Here is a 19,917-nt window from a genome sequence, read left to right as displayed (position 1 = left end):
ATTACGATTCCGACCAAGCGGAACGTCAGCGATTACAAGCCGAAGAACGAAGGAGGAAAAAGAAGAAATGAAAGGGATTAAGGCTCTAAAAAACTACAAACTAAATTCATAATAATTATGGCACAATCAGTATCAAATGATGCTTTTTAATGCTTTTGTGAAACAAGAATAAACTTTTGCCCATTTATCACTTATTTCATAGACTTACTAAAGAATCTTTGATTTCTCCAATATATCAAGACTGCAAATAAGAGGGTGAAACTATTTATCCTATCTTTGCACATATTATGCGACACATTCTGATCATAGAAGACGAATCAGGAATCTATAACTTTCTAAAACAGGGACTGGAAGAAGAAGGTTATAGTACCTCTATTGCCGTTGATGGGAAACAAGGGATAGGGCTTTTTCAATCGCAGAAGCCCGATCTTATCCTTCTGGACTGGATGCTTCCTAAAATGAACGGAATAGACGTGTGCAAAGCTATCAGAGAAAAAGATTCGGAAACGCCTATACTATTTTTGACAGCAAAAGACACTCTGCAAGAGACGATTGAGGGATTACAAAGTGGAGCAAACGACTATATCAAAAAGCCTTTCAGTTTTGAGGAATTATTAGAACGTATAAAGATTCATTTCCGTAACAAGACGGAACCGGACACTCTTACTTTGGGTAATATTTTTCTTCATTTAAGGACATACGAAGTAAATGTAGACTCACTTGATGTTGCTCTTACCCAACGTGAGTTTGAGTTGCTCGAGTTTTTAATCAGAAATAAAGGACGTGTCTGTAAAAGAGACGAAATTATAGAAAAAGTCTGGGGGATTAACTTTGAGTACGATACAGGTGTAATTGATGTTTTTATTAATGCTATTCGCAAGAAGCTTAATCTGGATAAAGATAATGGATACATCAAAACCATTCGGGGAGTGGGATATATAGCTAACGACTGAATATGAACAATCTATCTTTCAGGAACAGAATTGCACTGAACTACATCATCACAACAGCATTGTTGATTGGTTGCGTATTTTTTACTATCTATCTGGTAGTAGAGTTCAGTGTGTCCGACCATTTGAATGAAGATCTGCAACAAGAAGTCGACCGTCACTCTCAGGAAGTGGAAGTGAAAAACGGAACAATAGCTCTAAAAAGACATAAGGAGTGGATGGAGCGTGAGCATAATACAGTCGGTGTCGATCCTGTATTCATTGAATTTTTGGACATAGAGGGGAATCTGATTGATAAATCCCCCAACCTGAAAGACAGCCACTTGCTTTACGATCCCAATCAAAGAGATAATGTATTTTACAATGGTGAACTTGCCGAAAAAAGGATAAGGCAGGTACAGGTTCCCATTTTGGATGAGAACGGAAAGCGCGTAGGTCATCTTTTGGTGGCAGTTGCACGCGAAGGTTCAGAAGTGGTTTTAGAAACTTTACGGCATATCCTATTCATTACCTTCCCTGTCATTCTTATTATATTGTTCTTTGTTGCACGTTTTATTGCAGGAAGAAGTATTAAACCTATCAATGACATTATTGATACATCGAATAATATCTCACGTGATAATCTTACTGAACGTATCCCATTACCTAACAATAAAGACGAACTGTATATTCTTTCGGATACTATCAATCAACTTCTTGATAGGATAGAAAAAACAATAGAACGCGAAAAGTCTTTTACCTCTTATGCTTCGCATGAATTCCGGACTCCATTGGCTATATTGAAGGGAACTCTTGAAGTGTTGATACGAAAACCCCGCCAACAGGAAGAATACGAAGAAAAAGTAAGATACTGTGTCAAAGAAATCGATCGTTTAAACCATTTGGTAGATGAACTGCTCATCCTTACCCGTTTCGAAAATCAGAAGCAGTCACTTAATCTAGAAGTCGTCTCAGCAAAAGCGCTGATTGAAGAGAGCCTAAAATATCTGTCAAGAAACATCGAAGAGAAGAGTATAAGGGTAAAAACAAATTTTTCATCCGAGGATATTCTTTTCAAGACCGACACTTATCTATTCTCAACGATCATTAGCAACCTTTTATCCAATGCTATCAAATATTCTTATCAGAATGGAGAGGTAAACATCGATTTATTCAAATCTGATTCTGTCATACATTGTGAAATAAAAGATAATGGTATAGGTATTTCTCAAGAGGATTTAGAAAAGATTTTCGATAAATTTTACCGATCTACAGAGCATTCCGATATTAAGGGCTTCGGATTGGGCTTGCCTATCGTAAAAAGATTCTGTTTATTTCTTAATATCCATATAGAGGTAGTAAGCAAACTGAGTTCAGGCACTATAATAAAACTTCAAATTCCTCAATCTTAAGCAAATCTTAAGCAAACTGTTTTAACAAATCTCTACTTTTGCCTGTAATCAGAAAACCAGGTAAAAGGAAGGTAAATGTTAGAAAAGATTATACGGTTCAGCCTCAATCGCAAACTCATTGTATTGCTGTTCACATCGGCCATATTTGCGTATGGGATTTATTCTGTGTTCCATATCCCTATTGGTGCAGTTCCAGATATAACAAACAATCAAGTACAGATTATTACCACATCCACCCATCTTTCTACTGAGGATATTGAACAATTTATTACTTATCCAATAGAAATGGAGATGGCCAATCTACCGGGAGTACAGGAGATCCGCTCTATTTCTAAATTTGGGTTGTCTGTGGTTACCATTGTTTTTGACGAAGATATGGGAACCTATCTTCCCCGGCAGCTAATAGCCGAAAAAATAAAAACAGCATCTGAAATTATCCCAGAAGGTTTCGGATCTCCTGAAATGGGTCCCATATCGACAGGCTTAGGTGAGATCTATCAATATATACTTGATGTAAAGCCCGGATACAAAGACAGATATTCAGTATCGGATTTGCGTACCATACAGGACTGGATAGTCAAACGTCAATTATCGGGTATCCCGGGAGTCGTTGAGATCAATACATGGGGAGGCTACCTGAAGCAATACGAAGTCGCTGTTAACCCATCCCGATTGAAAGCCATGTCCATAACAACGGGAGATTTAGTAACAGCCTTAGAAAAAAATAACAGTATAGCGGGAGGAGCCTATATTGAGAAAGTCAATCAGAGCTATTTTATTCGTGGGGAAGGAAAGATAAGTTCGATCGAAGATATACAAAATATTGTTGTCAAGAATGTGGATGGAATCCCTGTTCTGGTAAAAGATATAGCAACGGTTCGTTTCGGAAGCGCCAATCGTTTTGGCGCAATTACAGGGAACGGGGAAGGAGAAAAAGTTCTTGGCCAGATAATGATGCTCAAGGGAGCTGACTCCAAGCAAACCATCAATGCCGTGAAAGAACGTGTAGAGGAAGTGCAGCAATCACTGCCTGAAGGCGTGTATATCAATGCCTTTCTGGAACGTAGTGAACTCGTTGCCAAAACGACATTTACCATTACCGAAAATCTTATTTTAGGATGTCTGATTGTGATATTCGTTGTGGTACTTTTACTCGGGAGTTTTCGTTCAGGGCTGGTTGTTGCATCTGTAATACCTCTTTCGCTCCTGTTTGCCATTTCCCTGATGAGGATATTCGGAATAGATGCCAATCTGATGAGCTTGGGAGCAATTGATTTTGGTATTATTATAGATGGTGCGATTATTATTGTGGAGTTCGTCTCAGCTCAGATCACGGCAAATGCTTCCAAACTTAGCAATTTACCTCTGTCTGAGAGAAAAAAGGAAACAGACAGAATAACACTGGGCAGCTCATCCACCATGATGAATTCGGCCATCTTCGGGCAATTAATAATCCTCATTGTATTTATTCCCATCCTGTCATTATCAGGTGTGGAAGGTAAAATGTTCCGCCCAATGGCTCTCACATTCAGTTTCGCTCTCATTGGTGCCATGCTGCTTTGTTTGACCTATGTCCCTGTGGCCTCCTCTCTGCTGATAAAACCTCAGGCACAGAAAACAAACAGTATCACTGCCCATTTGATGCGCATATTAACAAAATGTTATTCGCCTGTTATTACATGGGCATTGAAGAACACAAAAAAGACTTTGGCAGGAGCAACCGGATTACTGATTCTGTCCGTTGTGATATTCTCCCGCATGGGGGGCGAATTTATCCCTCAACTGGATGAAGGAGATTTTGTTATTCAGCCTGTGCTGAAAACGGGGACTTCACTGACAAAGACGATAGAGACCACTACATTGATAGAGAAAACAATTCTGGATAAATTTCCAGAAGTGGAGCAAATCGTCAGCCGGATCGGTGCAGCCGAAGTACCTACCGATCCCATGTCGATGGAGGAAAGCGATATTATCGTGAAAGTGAAACCCAAAAGTGAATGGGTATCGGCAAGTTCAAAAGATGAATTGGCGGATAAGATAAAAGAAGCTCTGGAGACTACTATCCCCAACATGGAAATTGAATTTACACAACCCATCGAGATGCGTTTTAACGAGCTCATTTCGGGTACGCGCTCCGACGTGGCCATCAAGGTTTTTGGTGAAGACCTGAGTGTTTTGGCCGAAAAGGCAGAACAGATAAGGCAGGCAATCGCACATGTGGAAGGAGCGGCCGATATTATTGTGGAAAAGATTGACGGACTCCCGCAAATGACTGTCGATTACAACCGTACCCGTATTGCCCAGTATGGACTGAATATCTCGGACATCAACGATATTGTAGCCCTGTCTTTTGCCGGAACCACCGTAGGGAATGTGTTTGAAGGGGAACGCCGCTTCGATCTGGTGATCCGCCTGGAGGAGAATCTTCGGAATGACATCGATGATTTGCGGAATCTGTATGTCCCGCTTCCCGATGGTGGGCAGATCCCCCTGCGTGAATTGGCTAGGGTGGAATATACCGAAGGGCCTGCCAAGATATCGCGAGACGACACCAAACGCCGTGTGGTGATAGGTGTAAATGTAAGGAGCAGGGATATGGAAAGTGTGGTGAAAGATGTTTCGGCCATCATAAATGAAACAATCAACCTGCCTCCCGGATATTATATTACTTACGGGGGACAGTTCGAAAACTTACAGAATGCGAAAGACCGTCTGATGATAGCCGTTCCTATAGCTCTATGCCTCATATTTATCTTCTTGTATTTTGCCTTTGGTTCGGTGAGGGAAACCTTGCTGGTCTTTACAGCCATCCCTCTTTCGGCTGTAGGCGGAATATTACTTCTTTGGTTGAGAGGGATGCCTTTCAGTATTTCGGCGGGAGTAGGTTTTATCGCTTTGTTTGGTATTGCCGTACTGAATGGTATTGTGCTGGTGGAGCATCTCAAAAAATTGAAAAACAAAGGAATGAGAAATGTAGATGAACTGATTCTGAAAGGGACTACCGATAGGCTTCGTCCTGTAACGCTTACTGCTGCCGCAGCAGCACTCGGATTTTTGCCGATGGCCATCTCTTCATCGGCGGGCGCAGAGGTACAACGTCCTTTGGCAACGGTAGTTATCGGAGGATTATTTACTGCAACCCTACTTACAATGGTGGTGCTTCCTGCTTTGTTCAAAATGTTTGATAAAAACCTGACGAAAGATGAAGAAAAGGTTTAAAAATATAGTATTTACCATTCTACTTATATACAGTTCGAGTATTTATTCGCAAAACATTAACCCTGAATTGAATAAGTTGATCGAGACGGCATTTGCCAATAATAAAGAATTAAGTTCGTATTATTTGCAGACCAAGGCTTCTAAAGCAAATATCGGAACAGCTTTTGATTTTGATAAAACGACTGTTTATTATGGATACGATGAAAATAATGTTGCGCCCAACGACAAGGCCTTAAGGGTGTTTGGCATTGAACAGACATTTTCATTCCCTACTGTTTATGGCGCTCGGAAAAAGGTATACAAATCGCAGTGGGAGCAAAATAAGGTGCTGTATGAAATTCAAAAAAACAAACTGGCGCTTGCCGTATCTCTTGTCTACGACCGGATTGTTTATACACAAAACAAAGAAGTGCTATATACCCAACTCGATAGCCTCTATTCTGCTTTTTCAAAGGCAGGAAACCGTAAATTTGAGTTAGGTGAATCTAATTATCTGGAGAAAATTACGGCAGAAGCCAAATCGAAACAAATTCATACAACCTTAATCCAATTAAAAAATCAAAAACAGGCTTTGTACGGACAGCTGAAATCGTTGGCGCAAAGCCAAGAAGACTTTCAGGTATCTGACAATCAGCTGGAAATGTTGCATATAGATGGCGCTGCTACGGGTAAAACATTGCAAAAAAATTATATGGAGACCATCAGTAAAACTTATTCTTCTCAATTGAAGTTACAAAATCAAAGCTGGTTACCCGACTTGAGCATGGAGTTATTTACAGGAACAAACAGAGGTTTGGGATACAGGCAAAACGGCTTTCAGATAGGAGTGGCTATTCCGTTACTCTTTAGCGGAAACACGTCAAAAAGGAAAACAGCTAAGTTGGAGCAACAAAGCTGGGAAGCGATGCGCAGCGACCGCGAGATACAAATGGAAAGTTTCTATATGCAAAAACAGGCTGAACTGAACCAACATAAGGAAATGATTAATTATTACACAGAGAACGGACAGATACTGTCAAAAGAAATTATCAAAACCGCCGATATGAGTTATAAGAATGGCGAAATAGACTTTTTCCAGTACATTCAGAGCCTGGAGAATGCGATCAGTATAGAATCTGATTATCTGGATAGCGTCCTTTCTTATAATCAATCATATCTGGAGTTACATTATTTCAACTTTAACGAATAAGCAATGAAGAAATATTCTTATATACTATTTGTATTGACCGTTGGCTTTTTAAGTTCCTGCACAGGGGAGGGTAAATCTTTGAAGACAGATAATTCCGAACAAGAGGATTCCTCTTTAGTTGAGATTACGCAGGAACAGTTCTCTTCCATGAAAATGGAGATTAGCGCTTTGCAGGAAAGGGAATTTGACAATACGGTAAAAGCATCGGGCAGAATAGATGTACCGCCAAAAAGCAGAGCGAAAGTGACTTCATTTATCGGTGGGTATGTTAAGTCTGTTTCTTTGCAGGTAGGTAACAAGGTAACTAAAGGTCAGCCGTTACTAACCCTGGAAAGTCCGGAATATATTGACTTGCAACAATCTTATCTGGAAATAGCAGGCCAAATGGGGTATCTGAAATCGGAATACGAAAGACAAAAGACCCTTTTTGATGAAAAAATATCTTCCCAAAAGAAATACCTCGAAGCCGAGAGCGATTACAAACGCACAAAAGCCAGCTATGAGAGCCTCCGCCAGAAACTGAATATGCTGCGCATTAACCCACTCCAAGTGGAGCAGGGGACATTTTCTTCCTATATTACTGTTTATTCTCCCATTTCGGGAGATATTACAGCTATCAATGCGAATATAGGTATGGCAATCACTCCAACAGATGTTATTATGGAAATAGTGGAAACACAGGCAATGCATCTGGAATTGGCCGTTTTCGAAAAAGATGTATTCAATCTGAGAAATGGACAGAATATAAAATTTACTGTTCCACAAATAGGTTCGGAGGAATTTGGGGCACAAGTTTCTCAAATAGGGAAATCTGTCGAAGGAAGTGATCGTGTTATCCACGTTTATGCCTCTTTAGATGCTGGAGCCAAGCAAAAATTATTGACAGGCATGTTTGTAGAAGCACAACTTGTTGCCGCTTCCCGAAATGCATTGAGTGTGCCTTTTGATGCTGTTACAACAGAAGAGGGGAACAATTTTTTATTAGTTCTTGAATCGCAGAAAAAGGACATTTACACTTTTCGAAAGGTCTTGGTCAAAACAGGCGAAAGACACGGAGATTGGTTGGAAGTTATTCCTGACAATACGATCAATTCCGACACTAAGGTACTCTTCAAAGGTGTGTATGATGTGATGTAACAATATGGTATAATCGAGAAAACAGCTAAATTATGGAATTGGAAAAGCATTTTGTTACAAAATCCAATTGGTTGCGGGCCGCCGTCTTGGGCGCAAATGACGGTATATTATCCACTTCGAGCATCATCATTGGGGTGGCGGCAGCCAGCGAATCACGCCAGGCTATTATTCTGGCTGCTTTGGCAGGAGCCATTGCCGGTGCCATGTCCATGGCAGCGGGCGAGTATGTATCGGTAAGTTCGCAGGCTGACATAGAGAGATCGGACTTGCTGCGAGAACAAAAAGCGATCGACGAAATGCCTGAAATAGAGCTGAATGAATTGGCAGAAATCTATCAAAAAAGAGGATTGGACGAAGAATTGGCTTTACAGGTCGCGACAAAACTCACGGAGCACGATGCCTTGGCAGCGCATGCGAGAGACGAACTGGGTATCAACGAGATTATGGAAGCAAAACCGTTTCAAGCGGCATTTTCGTCTTTTCTCGCATTCATCATTGGAGCTATATTGCCTTTTATCGTCACCTTGCTTGCCCCTGTAAAAGAGATGATTTATTACCAATATTTTTTCTCATTATTGTTTTTAGCATTGCTTGGTGCTGTTTCCGCAAAAACCGGTGGCTCAAGTATTAAAAAAGCGGTTTTGAGAATCTGTTTTTGGGGGACTGCCGCCATGCTTGCCACCGCCTTGGTTGGCTATGTTTTCGGAATTGCCATCTCCTGAAAATCATTTAATATGTATTATTTTTGTACTTTATTTTTGGAATGAATTACATTTTTTCAATCGCATCTTTCAGCGCTTTCTTCTTTGTTGCATTGCTTCTCGGGAAAAAGCCCAAAACATTGCACGACCGGATTTTAGTTTATTGGCTGGTTTATTTAGGGTTATTTACAGGATTATACTTGTTTTCATCCTTAGAGTTTTTTGACAGAATAAAACAATTCCCCGCTTTTATCGTGTCGTTATTTTTGCTGCATGGTCCTTTCCTCTATCTATACACATCGGCGCTGACATTGGGGAAAAGAAAACTTGTAACGCAGGATTTTCTCCATTTTCTGCCGTTTCTGATATTTGTGCTGTATCTTTTAATCGCTTCCCGCTTCCCCGGTTATTCCGCCGGAATACGTTTAGACCACGTAAGTACGCATATCCGGCCACCCTTGTTTTTCGTTTTCTTACTGTTGATGACCGCCGCATCAGGTCCCCTGTATTTTATCCTTTCCATTGTAAGAGTCCAAAAACACAAGCGCGAGTATATGGATAATTTTTCTACCGCCGAAAAAATTAACCTTAATTGGTTGAGAATACTTTTATACATTTTCGGGATTATTTGGACATTCCTGATCATCATTGCTGTTACACATCATATTTTTCATTATTCATCCATACACTTCTGCATTAATGGTTTGCTCCTTTCTCTTTCAGCATTTATTATCCTTGTAGGTTATTACGGATTGAAGCAAAAAGAGATTTTCGTTCATTTTACGGTTGAGTATCCTGACCATCATTCGCTCCGGGAATATACTACTGTGACCAAAGAAAAATACAGTAGCCTTTTTCTATCCGAAAAGAAAATTGCCGGATATGTTAAAAAAATCAATCGTTACATGGAGCAGGAGAAGCCTTTTCTCAATCCCGACCTGACACTTCCTCTGCTTGCATCGGAATTGGCTATTCCGGCACATCATCTTTCGCGCGTCATTAACGAACAGTTCGAACACAACTTTTTTGATTTCATCAACGGCTACAGGGTGGAGGAGATAAAGAAAAAACTTCTCGACCCTGCCTATGATAATTTTTCTCTGTTGGGCATTGCTTTTGAGTGCGGTTTCAATTCCAAATCGGCGTTTAACCGTATCTTTAAAAAAACGACCGGATTGACGCCAAGCGAATATAAAAAGTCGCAAGCGTAACATCAGTTGAAAAATTCAACGTGCCACTTTACAGAAAAGGTTCTATTTGTTCCGGAAAACAAGTGCCAACTTATAAACTGGGGCGTAAGACTGTTTTTCTCCCACTATCTTTGCATCATAAATCATTTTTAGTAATAATCATTTTTTAATTGAAAGTATGAAAGCAAAAAAAACAAATTCTGATGTAAAAAGATCGGGAAACTCACAAATAGGAAAACGTAATGTACGCACAATCCTATCGGTTATGCTAACCGTATTATTTATGGCTGCCGGTTCTCTTCCCGCTTTTGCACATTGCGACTCTTATGACGGCCCTACCGTTAAGGATGCCCTAAAGGCTCTTGAGACCAACAATGTCAATTTGGTGTTGAAGTGGATCGATAAAAAGCAGGAAGGGGAAATTACCTCTCTGTTCAAAAAAACCTATAGTCTGCGTAATGGTGACAAGGAAGTGTATGCCATTGTGGAAAAACATTTCCTGGAAACTCTTGTCCGCCTGCACAGAAAGACAGAAGGGGCTCCATTCACAGGATTAAAGCCCGCGGGCAGCACAAAGAAGATTGTTCAATTAAGTGACAACGCCTTAAAGAATGAAGATATTGATGGTTTGCTCGAAAAATTGAACAGTCATATCGGTACCAGCCTCCGAAAGAAATACGAGAAAGTAGTTGCGTTGGACAAAGTGAAAGATCAATCGGTAGAAAAAGGGAGGGAGTATGTAGCGGCGTATGTGGATTACACTCATTCGATAGAGGCGCTGCACGATATTTTGGAGCATGGAGGAGGACATCATGCACATTAAAGGCAAGAATATCGCCCAAACCTCAACTTTAAGCGTTTCTAATTAAGAAACGCTTAATCTAAAAAAACGTTAATAAATAGCCAATTAACGATCCTGCTATGACAACGAACGCACTGTTTATTTTGTTAAACTTAAAAGTGAAGCCAAGACTTAAAACAGCAATCAGGATTGTCCTCCAATCCGTGATTATTTCCTGACCCATTGTAAAACAGACCGAGACAATGATAGCAACCGATGCGACATTGACCGCATCCAGAAATGCGGAAAAACCGACCGAACTCCGCATTCGCTTAATCAATGGATTGAGCAGGGCTACAAAGACAAAGGAGGGAAGAAAAATGCCAATCGTAGAGACAACAGCACCCCCAATACCGTTGATCTGGTAGCCGATAAAGGTAACCGAAGAAAAAACCGGTCCCGGGGTAAATTGCCCCACGGAAATGGAGTCAACCAGTTGTTGCCTGCTCAAAAGACCCGTGGCGACTAACTCCGTGTCGAGAAATGCGATCAGCACATAGCCGCTACCGTACAATATAGCTCCGATTTTTAAAAACGAGAGGAACAGGTTCAGATTGGTTGCCGACAGGAAGGCGGAGCTTGTAACCTGCAAAAGAGGAAGCGGGAGAAGCCCAGGCAATTTGTCGGCTTTCCTGTTCCTTTTCATGGCCGACAACAGCGCAAACAGCCCTGCCCCGAACATCAGGTAGATTTCATTGATGTTCAATAATGAAAGGATCAGCACAATGATTCCGATCAGTATCAACTCCGGTGTTTTCAGCGATTTCTTTGCCAGTGGATATACTGCCGAAAGGATAATGGCTATAATCGCAGGTTTTATTCCGTAGATAAACGGTTGCACCTCCGGGAGCTGTCCGTATTGCTTGTACAATACGGCAAAAACGAGGGTAATAAAGACTGCGGGGAGGATAAAGCATGCTCCCGCTACGATCAGTCCTCTCCATCCTGCGCGTGCATACCCGATATGGATAGCCATTTCAGTACTGTTGGGACCGGGTATTAAATTCGTAGCACCCAGCAGATCCAGAAATTCTTGCTCGTTTAACCACTTACGTTTGGTTACCACTTCATGTTGCATCATGGCGATATGTGCCGCTGGACCGCCAAAGGCGGTAAAACCCAGTCGCAGGAATAATTTTGCAAGCTCCTTCACATCGGAATCCTTACTCATATCCTTTTCGTTCATCCCTTAGTCGAATCTATCTTGTTTGTCTAAAAAATACGGAACTCTAATGAAAGCAATTAATCCGATTCCCAGATATAATATTTTTTTCTTAGCCAAAAAGCAACATGTACCAACAGGATAAGTACCGGCACTTCGACAAGCGGACCGACGACACCGGCAAAGGCTTGTCCGCTATGTAAGCCAAATACACCTATGGCAACCGCAATAGCCAGTTCAAAGTTGTTGCCTGTGGCAGTAAATGCTATCGAAGCATTTTTATCATAGGATGCACCCATTAATTTGCCTGCAAAGAAACTAAGGAAGAACATCACCACGAAATAGATCAACAGCGGCATGGCAATGCGCACCACATCCAATGGTATTTGTACGATTATTTCCCCTTTCAGACTGAACATTAACACAATGGTAGATAATAATGCTATCAGGGTAATGGGCGATATGGCAGGAATAAATATTTCTTTATACCATTGTTCGCCTTTTACCTTTACTAATATCAAACGGCTAAGGATACCCATCAGGAAAGGAATGCCCAGATAGACGGCAACCGTTTGGGCGATCGTGCCCATGGATATATCTACGATTGCCTCTTCAAATCCGAATAATGGCGGTAGTTTTGTGATGAATATCCAGGCATAAAAACTGTAAAAGAATACCTGAAAGATACTGTTCAGGGCGACAAGCCCTGCGCCGTATTCGGTATTACCTTCTGACAGCTCGTTCCAAACAAGCACCATTGCAATACACCGTGCAAGACCTATCAGGATAACACCTGCCATATATTCGGGATAATCGTGTAAAAAGAGAATAGCTAGTAGAAACATTAATACAGGGCCGATAATCCAATTCAGGATTAACGAAATAGATACTATTTTTACGTTGGAAAATACGTTTGGCAGTTGTTTATAATCTACTTTTGCCAATGGCGGGTACATCATCAGGATAAGGCCGATTGCCAAAGGGATGTTGGTTGTCCCGCTCGACATGGAATCGATATAACTGCTGAAAGAAGGGATAAAATAGCCCAATCCGACACCGACAGCCATTGCAAGAAATATCCAAAGAGTCAGGTTTTTATCCAGGAAATTCATTCTCTTTTTACTCATGACCCTTTATCTTGTTTTGATACAGTTCGTAGAATGCTTGTTTTATTTCATCCCTTACCCTGATGTATTCGGATTGTATAAATTCGGGCGTTCCTGTTGCTTCGGACGGATCATCAAAACCGATATGTAAGCGGTTCTTTACTTTTCCTGAGAATGTCGGGCAGCTTTCATTTGCACCACCGCAAACGGTAATCACATAATCCCATTCATCATCGCTATATTTTTCTATACTATCGGATGTATGCAGCGAAATATCCACACCTGCATCCTGCATGACCTCTATTGCTTTGGGATTTACCCGTCCGCTTGCTTTTGTTCCTGCGGAATAGACGAATAGTTTGGAGTCGAAAGATTGTAAAAAACCGTGTGCCATTTGGCTGCGGCAGCTATTGCCCGTACAAAGGATCAAAATTTTCATTTCAGTCATTTTTTGTTGTATCTATACCCATAATTCGTATTTCGTAGAACAGCGAATTACTATTGTACAAAAATACCGGAATAAACCTTCCGGCATCTTTATGATATCAGCAAATATCGTCTGTCTTCTGCAATTGGGTGAAAAAGCCTGCGAACAAGCTTTTCGCCTTCTTCCAATTTTTTTCATCAATACAGTATTTAACAGTTGGCAATGTAATCGTTCCTTGTATTAATCCTGCATCTTTTAATTCACTCAAATGCTGTGAAAGCGTACTTTTAGCGATAGGCAATATTTCTGACATATCACCATGATAACAGCATGATTGATTGACAAGCATTTCCAGAATGGCAATACGGATGGGGTGTCCCAATGCTTTGGCAAAGCGTGCAAGCTGCTCTTGCTGGTCTGTTAATCCTTTTTTTGACATAATCAATATTTATTGTTCGCAAATATACGAATAATTTTATCATTCGCAATATTGCGAATGATAAAATAGAAATATACAAATTGGTTTGCTGCATTGAGGATAGGATATTATTGTATGGAAAGAAAAATTTCAAAAGTTTTACTGTAAAAATAATATTTAGTAAATTTGCAAAATAAAGTCGTTCTTTGTATTTTATGCAAAATAGGGCAAAAGATTGAAGGTCGCTCGTTTCTAAACCGTTAGCTGCTAAAGAATTTCTTCTTGCAATTCCCTTGTTTTCAGACTGAAAGACAAAACACTAGGTCTCGCAGTATGGAATGTTAATTCTTTATCGATACCGCATATAACCCCAATTTCCTTAAGATATCCATTCATCTTTTGGTTACTCAAGACAGGCAGAACTTTATCATCAGGTAAAGTACTATCATATTTGTCAAGAATTTGTTTAGGTATATCCAACAGAGGTATATTAAAGTTCACACCGGTTTTTTCACCTTTTCCCATAATCCACAATTTTTCATCGAATGATGTGCGGATATTGGATTTACACAAATTCTTGACATCTATGTATGCAAGTCCTGTAAAACAACTGAAAATAAATATATCCCTTACACGTTCCAGTCGTTCTGTGGAGAACTTCTTCTTCATTATAATATATATTTCCTGTTGAGTCAAATACCCCCTACCAACTTTCTTAATACGGATTTTATAATTCGCAAAGGGATCGGCAGTTATCCAGCCGTTATTTTTAGCGATAATCACAATACGCTTGAAAAATTGCATAAATTTAGCAGTTGTGTTTGAATTACATCCACAAGAGATTAACAGGAAAACCTCAAAACCAGTAAGAAAATGATTCTTCCCTTTTTCCGGTGTAACGTTTACCTCTTTTAAAAGAATCTCATTATAAATATTGAATAAAGTTGTTTTTAATCTTATCAATTACAGAATTGATTTCAACAACCTCACTGGTACGTCCAATAGCCCATCCTGCCTGAACACTCCAGATTGCAGGATCAATCTCTTTTTTTATTCCAAAACGAACTTCCTTTTTATTAATCGTAATTCGACAAAAAATTGGCACGCTCCCATTAGCTTTTTGTTTGTCTCTTTTCAGGAAAAAGAGCACTCTAAATGTACTTCTTATAACTCAAATTTTAATGTGTAAAACTAATTTAACTTTCTCAATTTTAGCATCATGAGAGTACGTCAATAATGGACAGCATAACGCCAATTTCAGACAAATCGTACCCCTTTTCAAAACAACCGGTAGGGGTACGATTTAGAGCGCAAATTATATCCTTTTCTGTCTTAGTATTGACTATTAGACCTTACAAAAAGAAATAAAAAAAACCTACAAGTTATTGAACCTGTAGGTTTTGTCTGATTTTTGTCGCCTTTTGGCTTTATCTTTCAGCGGAGAGAGAGGGATTCGAACCCCCGGAAGCTCTCACTTCAACGGTTTTCAAGACCGCCGCGATCGACCACTCTGCCATCTCTCCTTACAATTTCTCCGAAAATGCGAGTGCAAAGGTATAACTATTTTTGGAAAGAAAAAATAGCTATGTCACATTATTTTTCACTGATTTCGAAAAAATCAATTATTCATTGTATCTTTGTGTAAACTATCAATGAGTCATGTTATTTACCGAACTTCCCCTTTGCGATACCCTGCAGGAAGGCCTGCAGGCGATGAACTTCAGAGAGACTACCCCAATACAGGAGCAAGCTATTCCCGTTATCCTTGAAAAAAAGGATGTGATTGCCTGCGCCCAGACCGGTACAGGAAAGACGGCAGCTTTTCTGCTGCCTTTGCTGAATAACCTGCAGACTGACGCACACGATGAAGGGAAGATCAATGCCATCGTGATGGCTCCGACACGAGAACTGGCCCAACAGATTGACCAGCAGATGGAGGGTTTCTCCTATTTCACACCTTTCTCTTCGGTCGCAGTGTATGGTGGTAACGACGGAGAGGCGTGGGATATACAGAAAAGAGGATTGATGAGCGGTGCCGATGTGGTAATCGCTACGCCGGGAAGGCTTCTGTCGCATATCAATCTCTATAATATCGATTTTTCGGGGGTGAAGTACTTTATCCTGGATGAGGCGGACAGAATGCTGGACATGGGATTCCATGACGACATCATGAAGATTGAAAAGTTACTTCCCAAAGAACGGCAGACCATCATGTTCTCGGCTACCATGCCGCCCAAGATACAGCAACTGGCAAAGAGCATCCTGCGCGATCCGGTGGACATCACCATTGCCATTTCCCGTCCGCCTGAAACAATCCTGCAATCGGCCTACATCTGCCATGAGGCACAGAAGATCAATATTGTCAAATATCTCTTCAAAGAGAAAGCGCCCAATAAGGTAATTCTCTTTTCCGGTTCAAAACAGAAAGTGAAAGAGATTGCCAAGATATTAACACATATGGGACTATCGGCAGGAGAGATGCACTCCGATCTCGATCAGTCTCAGCGCAATCATGTGATGCATGAGTTCAAAAATGAACGGGTGAATATCCTGGTGGCGACTGATATTGTTGCCCGCGGCATCGACATTGATGATATCACTTTGGTAATCAACTTTGATGTACCTTACGACGCGGAAGATTATGTACACCGTATCGGTCGTACGGCCCGCGCCGGCGATTCGGGCATGGCCATCACCTTTGTATCGCCCGAAGAGCAGTACCGTTTTTCCAAAATCGAAGAGTTTCTGGGAAAAAAGATATACCGGATTCCTGTTCCTTCGGAATTGGGGGAAACACCGGAATATAACCCTGTCCGTGATAACAGAAGAGGAGGCGGATCCTCTCGTTCAGCAAAAGGAAGCGGGAAAAAGGGAACAGGTTCAGGTAAGAAAGGTGAAAAATTATCGGGAGAAAAAACTGAGAAATCAGGAGACTCCAGAAATACGGAAAAACCAGAAAATTCAAGAGGATCTGGGAAAAGTAACAAATCACATCCGGATCGGAATGTCCGGAAAGAGGGCGGAACACCTCGCCCGGAGAGACAAACTCCGGAAAATGAAGCATTACATCCCAAAGGCAATTCACAACCAAACGAGGCTCCTCACACCGAGAGAAACCTGAAAGAAGGACAAGCATCCCAAAAACAAGGCACACAAAAGAAACAGCGTGGACCTAAAAGGGAAGGAATCCCACAACAACAGAGGGTGTCCGGAGAAAGAGAGCAGGGATCATCCCGTGAACAAAGTAACTCAGAAAAACCCCATAAACAAAGGACACTACGGAATTCCGATTCTCCGGCAACAGATACTTCCAAGAAAAATCCATCTACGAGGAACTTCTCAGAAACAAAACGAGTTTTGACACCCCAAAAAGCTGATGTAGCGCCGGAACAAGCTACTGATGGAAAGAAATCAAAAAGGTGGAGTTGGTGGCCATTTGGGAAGAAATGATTGGGATAATACTGATTACACCGCTTTCTGCTCCAGTTGGATGATCTCCATCCCCCGAAGGATGGCCTCTTCGTTCATGGGTAAAAGTTTATGATGACGCTCCGGAAGAGATTTTTTCAGGCCTTCCATCACATTTTCCACCTCCACCATAGGCGATATCTTGAGCAATCCACCCAACACGATCATATTAAATACTTTGGTATTATTCATCTTCATAGATTCGTCCATTGCATTGATGCGAAAGACGTTGATATCTGTCCGTTCTACTTTCTTATGGATACCATATCCATCATAGATCAGCGTCCCACCCGGTTTTACTCTTCCTTCAAATTTTTCGAGTGAGGGTTGGTTTAATACTATTGCAATATCGTACTGGTTCACCACAGGCGAACTGATGGGTTCATCGGAAATGATGACCGTAACATTGGCTGTGCCGCCCCGTTGTTCCGGACCGTAAGCCGGAAACCATGATACTTCTTTATCCTCCATGATTCCCGAATAGGCGAGAATCTTCCCCATCGAGAGCACACCCTGCCCTCCAAAACCTGAAATGACTATCTCCTGTAACATTATATATCTTTACTTTAGATGTTTTTCAAATCACCAATGGGGTATACCGGAAACATATTTTCCACCATCCAATCGTTAGCAGCCGCAGGTGTCATTTTCCACCCGGCATTACAGGTAGAAACCACTTCCACGATAGAGGTTCCTTTTCCTGCCATGGAATTTTCAAAAGCTAGTTTGATCATCCGTCTTGTTTTTTTCACCGCTGCTGCCGTATGTACACTCACGCGGGTGGCAAGACAAACACCATCGAGTAGTGCCAGCAGATCGAGTATCTTCAGAGGACCACCCATAGTTTGCACATCGCGTCCGTCGGGGCTGGTCGATGTAACCATATTGCTTAAAGTAGTGGGAGCCATCTGTCCACCGGTCATCCCGTAAATACCGTTATTGATAAAGACTATGGCTATATTTTCACCACGGTTGGCTGCATGAATAGTCTCTGCCGTCCCGATCGCGGCCAAGTCCCCATCACCCTGGTAAGTAAATACCATTCTGTCGGGCAACAACCTCTTAACAGCCGTGGCCACCGCGGGAGCACGCCCGTGGGCTGCTTCCTGCCAGTCGATATCGAGATATTTATAGGCAAAAACAGCACACCCTACAGGTGCGACACCGATGGTCTTCTCCTGTAAGCCTAATTCCTTGATCACCTCCGCAACCACTTTATGCACTACTCCGTGGGAACATCCCGGGCAATAATGCATATGATTATCGTTCATCAATTCCGGTTTTGCATAGACCAGGTTTTCAGGACTTACTATATCGCTTGCATTCATACGATTAATTTATTTTTTCTTGTTGGTGTATGGAACTTTTTCGTTAAACGGGAGCAGAGTAAATTTATTTACTTTGCCGAGTGTAGAAAAAATCTAACTTTAGTGAACTCACTTTTTACTGAATCTAAATATCAGATAAAACAGGATGGCTGCTCCACCAAAATACCAGGTAAGTTTCATATCCTGGTTAGAGGAGAAATAGACTATTATTGTCCCCACAAAGGCAAGCATAAACAACACCATGAATATATTTCGTATTTTGGGATCCATATTTCGTAATTTATCTATTTGACCACTTTTTCTTTTAACGCATCGAGCACACCATCGGGTGTAGGTACGATTCCTCCCAATCGTCCGTAGTGCTCCACGGGTATTTTTCCGTTCACCGCAAGGCGTACATCCTCCACCATCTGTCCCGCATTGAGTTCCACGGTAAGCATCCCTTTCACTTTATCTGCATAACTATGCAGTATCTTACCGGGGAAGGGCCACAGTGTAATGGGTCTGAGAAGTCCGACTTTGATTCCTTCTTCCCGCGCCATTTCAATCGTCTTCAGACAGATGCGTGCTGCGGATCCGAAAGCGACCAACAGGTAGTCGGCATCGTCGCATTTCACCTCTTCATACAGCACTTCATTCTCTTCCACGACACGGTATTTCGCCTGGAACCGTTCGTTATTCTTTTCCATCAGTGCCGAATCGAGTTCAAGGGATGTGATGATATTAGGTTCCCTGTCCGGTGTTTTTCCGAGGGTTGCCCATGGACATTGGGATCTGACCTCTTCATCGGTCCGTCTGCGCCGGAATTCAGGAAGCCTCACCTTCTCCATCATCTGTCCGATCACACCATCGGTCAGTATCATGGCCGGATTGCGGTATTTAAACGCCAGTTCGAAACCGAGCGCTACGAAATCAGCCATCTCCTGCACAGAGTTGGGGGCAAGGGTAATTAACTTGTAATCTCCATGTCCACCCCCTTTCACCGTCTGGAAATAGTCGGCCTGTGATGGCTGGATCGTCCCCAGACCGGGACCGCCTCGTTGTACATTCACGATGAGACAGGGTAACTCTGCTCCCGCCATATAGGAGATACCTTCCTGCTTCAAGCTGATACCCGGACTGGAAGAGCTGGTCATAGAATATTTACCGCAGGCAGCTCCACCATACACCATATTGATAGCAGCCACCTCACTTTCGGCCTGTAGTACCACCATTCCTGTCGTTTTCCAGGGAGCTGCTTCCATGAGTGTCTCTATTATTTCCGACTGAGGGGTGATAGGATAACCGAAATAACCATCTACCCCATAGCGTATAGCAGCATGGGCAATGGCTTCGTTTCCTTTCATCAAAGAAATTTCTTCTGACATAATATTAGTTTTGTTACTGTTCT

Annotated in this window: 18 protein-coding genes, 1 tRNA gene and 1 pseudogene; 9 read left to right on the top strand and 11 right to left on the bottom strand. The window is 41.7% G+C overall.

Translation table 11 applies throughout. The features are described 5' to 3' along the window. Positions 1 to 287 precede the first annotated feature (287 nt). The 8 genes from U2P89_RS01135 to U2P89_RS01100 all read left to right on the top strand — a co-directional run bounded on the left by U2P89_RS01135 (position 288) and on the right by U2P89_RS01100 (position 10,600). The gene (locus U2P89_RS01135; protein WP_313381993.1) at positions 288 to 953 is read left to right on the top strand and encodes a response regulator transcription factor; all 666 of its coding nucleotides are present in this window, start codon (positions 288 to 290) and stop codon (positions 951 to 953) included. Positions 954 to 955: 2 nt separating this feature from the next. Continuing rightward, a complete protein-coding gene (locus U2P89_RS01130) occupies positions 956 to 2,341 on the top strand; it encodes a sensor histidine kinase (RefSeq protein ID WP_313381995.1) in 1,386 nt (461 codons plus the stop codon). 75 nt (positions 2,342 to 2,416) lie between these two features. Continuing rightward, complete coding sequence (locus U2P89_RS01125; RefSeq protein ID WP_322190373.1) at positions 2,417 to 5,560, top strand: CusA/CzcA family heavy metal efflux RND transporter; 3,144 nt, start codon at positions 2,417 to 2,419, stop codon at positions 5,558 to 5,560. Next, positions 5,544 to 6,749 (top strand): TolC family protein, encoded by a 1,206-nt coding sequence (locus U2P89_RS01120; RefSeq protein WP_313381998.1) that lies wholly within the window; start codon positions 5,544 to 5,546, stop codon positions 6,747 to 6,749. The genes U2P89_RS01125 and U2P89_RS01120 overlap by 17 nt, the downstream gene beginning before the upstream one ends. Before the next feature lie 3 nt (positions 6,750 to 6,752). Next, on the top strand, positions 6,753 to 7,886 hold the full coding sequence (locus tag U2P89_RS01115; protein ID WP_313382000.1) for an efflux RND transporter periplasmic adaptor subunit: 1,134 nt from the start codon (positions 6,753 to 6,755) through the stop codon (positions 7,884 to 7,886). A 32-nt stretch (positions 7,887 to 7,918) separates the two neighbouring features. After that, on the top strand, positions 7,919 to 8,608 hold the full coding sequence (locus tag U2P89_RS01110; RefSeq protein WP_313382002.1) for a VIT1/CCC1 transporter family protein: 690 nt from the start codon (positions 7,919 to 7,921) through the stop codon (positions 8,606 to 8,608). 41 nt (positions 8,609 to 8,649) lie between these two features. After that, the gene (locus tag U2P89_RS01105) at positions 8,650 to 9,798 is read left to right on the top strand and encodes a helix-turn-helix domain-containing protein (protein WP_313382004.1); all 1,149 of its coding nucleotides are present in this window, start codon (positions 8,650 to 8,652) and stop codon (positions 9,796 to 9,798) included. A 157-nt stretch (positions 9,799 to 9,955) separates the two neighbouring features. Beyond that, positions 9,956 to 10,600 carry a DUF6448 family protein gene (locus U2P89_RS01100; protein WP_313382007.1) on the top strand — a complete coding sequence of 215 codons (645 nt, stop codon included), beginning with the start codon at positions 9,956 to 9,958 and terminating at the stop codon, positions 10,598 to 10,600. A 58-nt stretch (positions 10,601 to 10,658) separates the two neighbouring features. Here the strand turns inward: U2P89_RS01100 and chrA are convergent, their stop codons facing one another. From chrA to U2P89_RS01065, 7 genes are all read right to left on the bottom strand, one after another. Beyond that, on the bottom strand, positions 10,659 to 11,789 hold the full coding sequence (gene chrA, locus U2P89_RS01095; RefSeq protein WP_322190372.1) for a chromate efflux transporter: 1,131 nt from the start codon (positions 11,787 to 11,789) through the stop codon (positions 10,659 to 10,661). A 71-nt stretch (positions 11,790 to 11,860) separates the two neighbouring features. Then, entirely contained in the window at positions 11,861 to 12,907 is a 1,047-nt protein-coding gene (arsB, locus tag U2P89_RS01090; protein ID WP_313382011.1) for an ACR3 family arsenite efflux transporter, read from the bottom strand. Further along, positions 12,900 to 13,325, bottom strand: coding sequence for an arsenate reductase ArsC (locus tag U2P89_RS01085; RefSeq protein WP_313382013.1), 426 nt, complete (start codon positions 13,323 to 13,325; stop codon positions 12,900 to 12,902). The genes arsB and U2P89_RS01085 overlap by 8 nt, the downstream gene beginning before the upstream one ends. Positions 13,326 to 13,431: 106 nt before the next feature. Continuing rightward, positions 13,432 to 13,752 (bottom strand): ArsR/SmtB family transcription factor, encoded by a 321-nt coding sequence (locus U2P89_RS01080; protein ID WP_313382014.1) that lies wholly within the window; start codon positions 13,750 to 13,752, stop codon positions 13,432 to 13,434. A 246-nt stretch (positions 13,753 to 13,998) separates the two neighbouring features. Then, on the bottom strand, positions 13,999 to 14,694 hold the full coding sequence (locus U2P89_RS01075) for a site-specific integrase (RefSeq protein WP_322190370.1): 696 nt from the start codon (positions 14,692 to 14,694) through the stop codon (positions 13,999 to 14,001). Beyond that, complete coding sequence (locus U2P89_RS01070; protein WP_322190393.1) at positions 14,657 to 14,836, bottom strand: hypothetical protein; 180 nt, start codon at positions 14,834 to 14,836, stop codon at positions 14,657 to 14,659. Before U2P89_RS01070 ends, U2P89_RS01075 begins: the two co-directional genes overlap by 38 nt. A gap of 333 nt (positions 14,837 to 15,169) precedes the next feature. Then, positions 15,170 to 15,254, bottom strand: a tRNA-Ser gene (locus U2P89_RS01065). Positions 15,255 to 15,390: 136 nt separating this feature from the next. Here U2P89_RS01065 and U2P89_RS01060 point away from each other — a divergent pair. Then, positions 15,391 to 16,647, top strand: a pseudogene (locus U2P89_RS01060) (DEAD/DEAH box helicase); the annotation flags it as partial. Positions 16,648 to 17,196: 549 nt separating this feature from the next. On the opposite strand, the gene U2P89_RS01055 reads toward U2P89_RS01060, so the two are convergent. The 4 genes from U2P89_RS01055 to U2P89_RS01040 form a co-directional block, all read right to left on the bottom strand. Next, positions 17,197 to 17,751, bottom strand: coding sequence for a 2-oxoacid:acceptor oxidoreductase family protein (locus U2P89_RS01055; RefSeq protein ID WP_091908574.1), 555 nt, complete (start codon positions 17,749 to 17,751; stop codon positions 17,197 to 17,199). 14 nt (positions 17,752 to 17,765) lie between these two features. Beyond that, positions 17,766 to 18,527, bottom strand: coding sequence for a thiamine pyrophosphate-dependent enzyme (locus tag U2P89_RS01050; RefSeq protein WP_313381685.1), 762 nt, complete (start codon positions 18,525 to 18,527; stop codon positions 17,766 to 17,768). Positions 18,528 to 18,635: 108 nt separating this feature from the next. Next, a complete protein-coding gene (locus U2P89_RS01045; protein WP_173823114.1) occupies positions 18,636 to 18,797 on the bottom strand; it encodes a hypothetical protein in 162 nt (53 codons plus the stop codon). Positions 18,798 to 18,811: 14 nt separating this feature from the next. Beyond that, positions 18,812 to 19,894 (bottom strand): 3-methyl-2-oxobutanoate dehydrogenase subunit VorB, encoded by a 1,083-nt coding sequence (locus U2P89_RS01040; protein WP_091908576.1) that lies wholly within the window; start codon positions 19,892 to 19,894, stop codon positions 18,812 to 18,814. Positions 19,895 to 19,917 lie beyond the last annotated feature (23 nt).

This window comes from Proteiniphilum sp., assembly GCF_034331125.1.
GTDB classification, from domain to species: Bacteria; Bacteroidota; Bacteroidia; order Bacteroidales; family Dysgonomonadaceae; genus Proteiniphilum; species Proteiniphilum saccharofermentans.
Note: the sequence above shows the minus strand (reverse complement) of the source record. Positions and strands in the feature narration are given on the sequence as shown.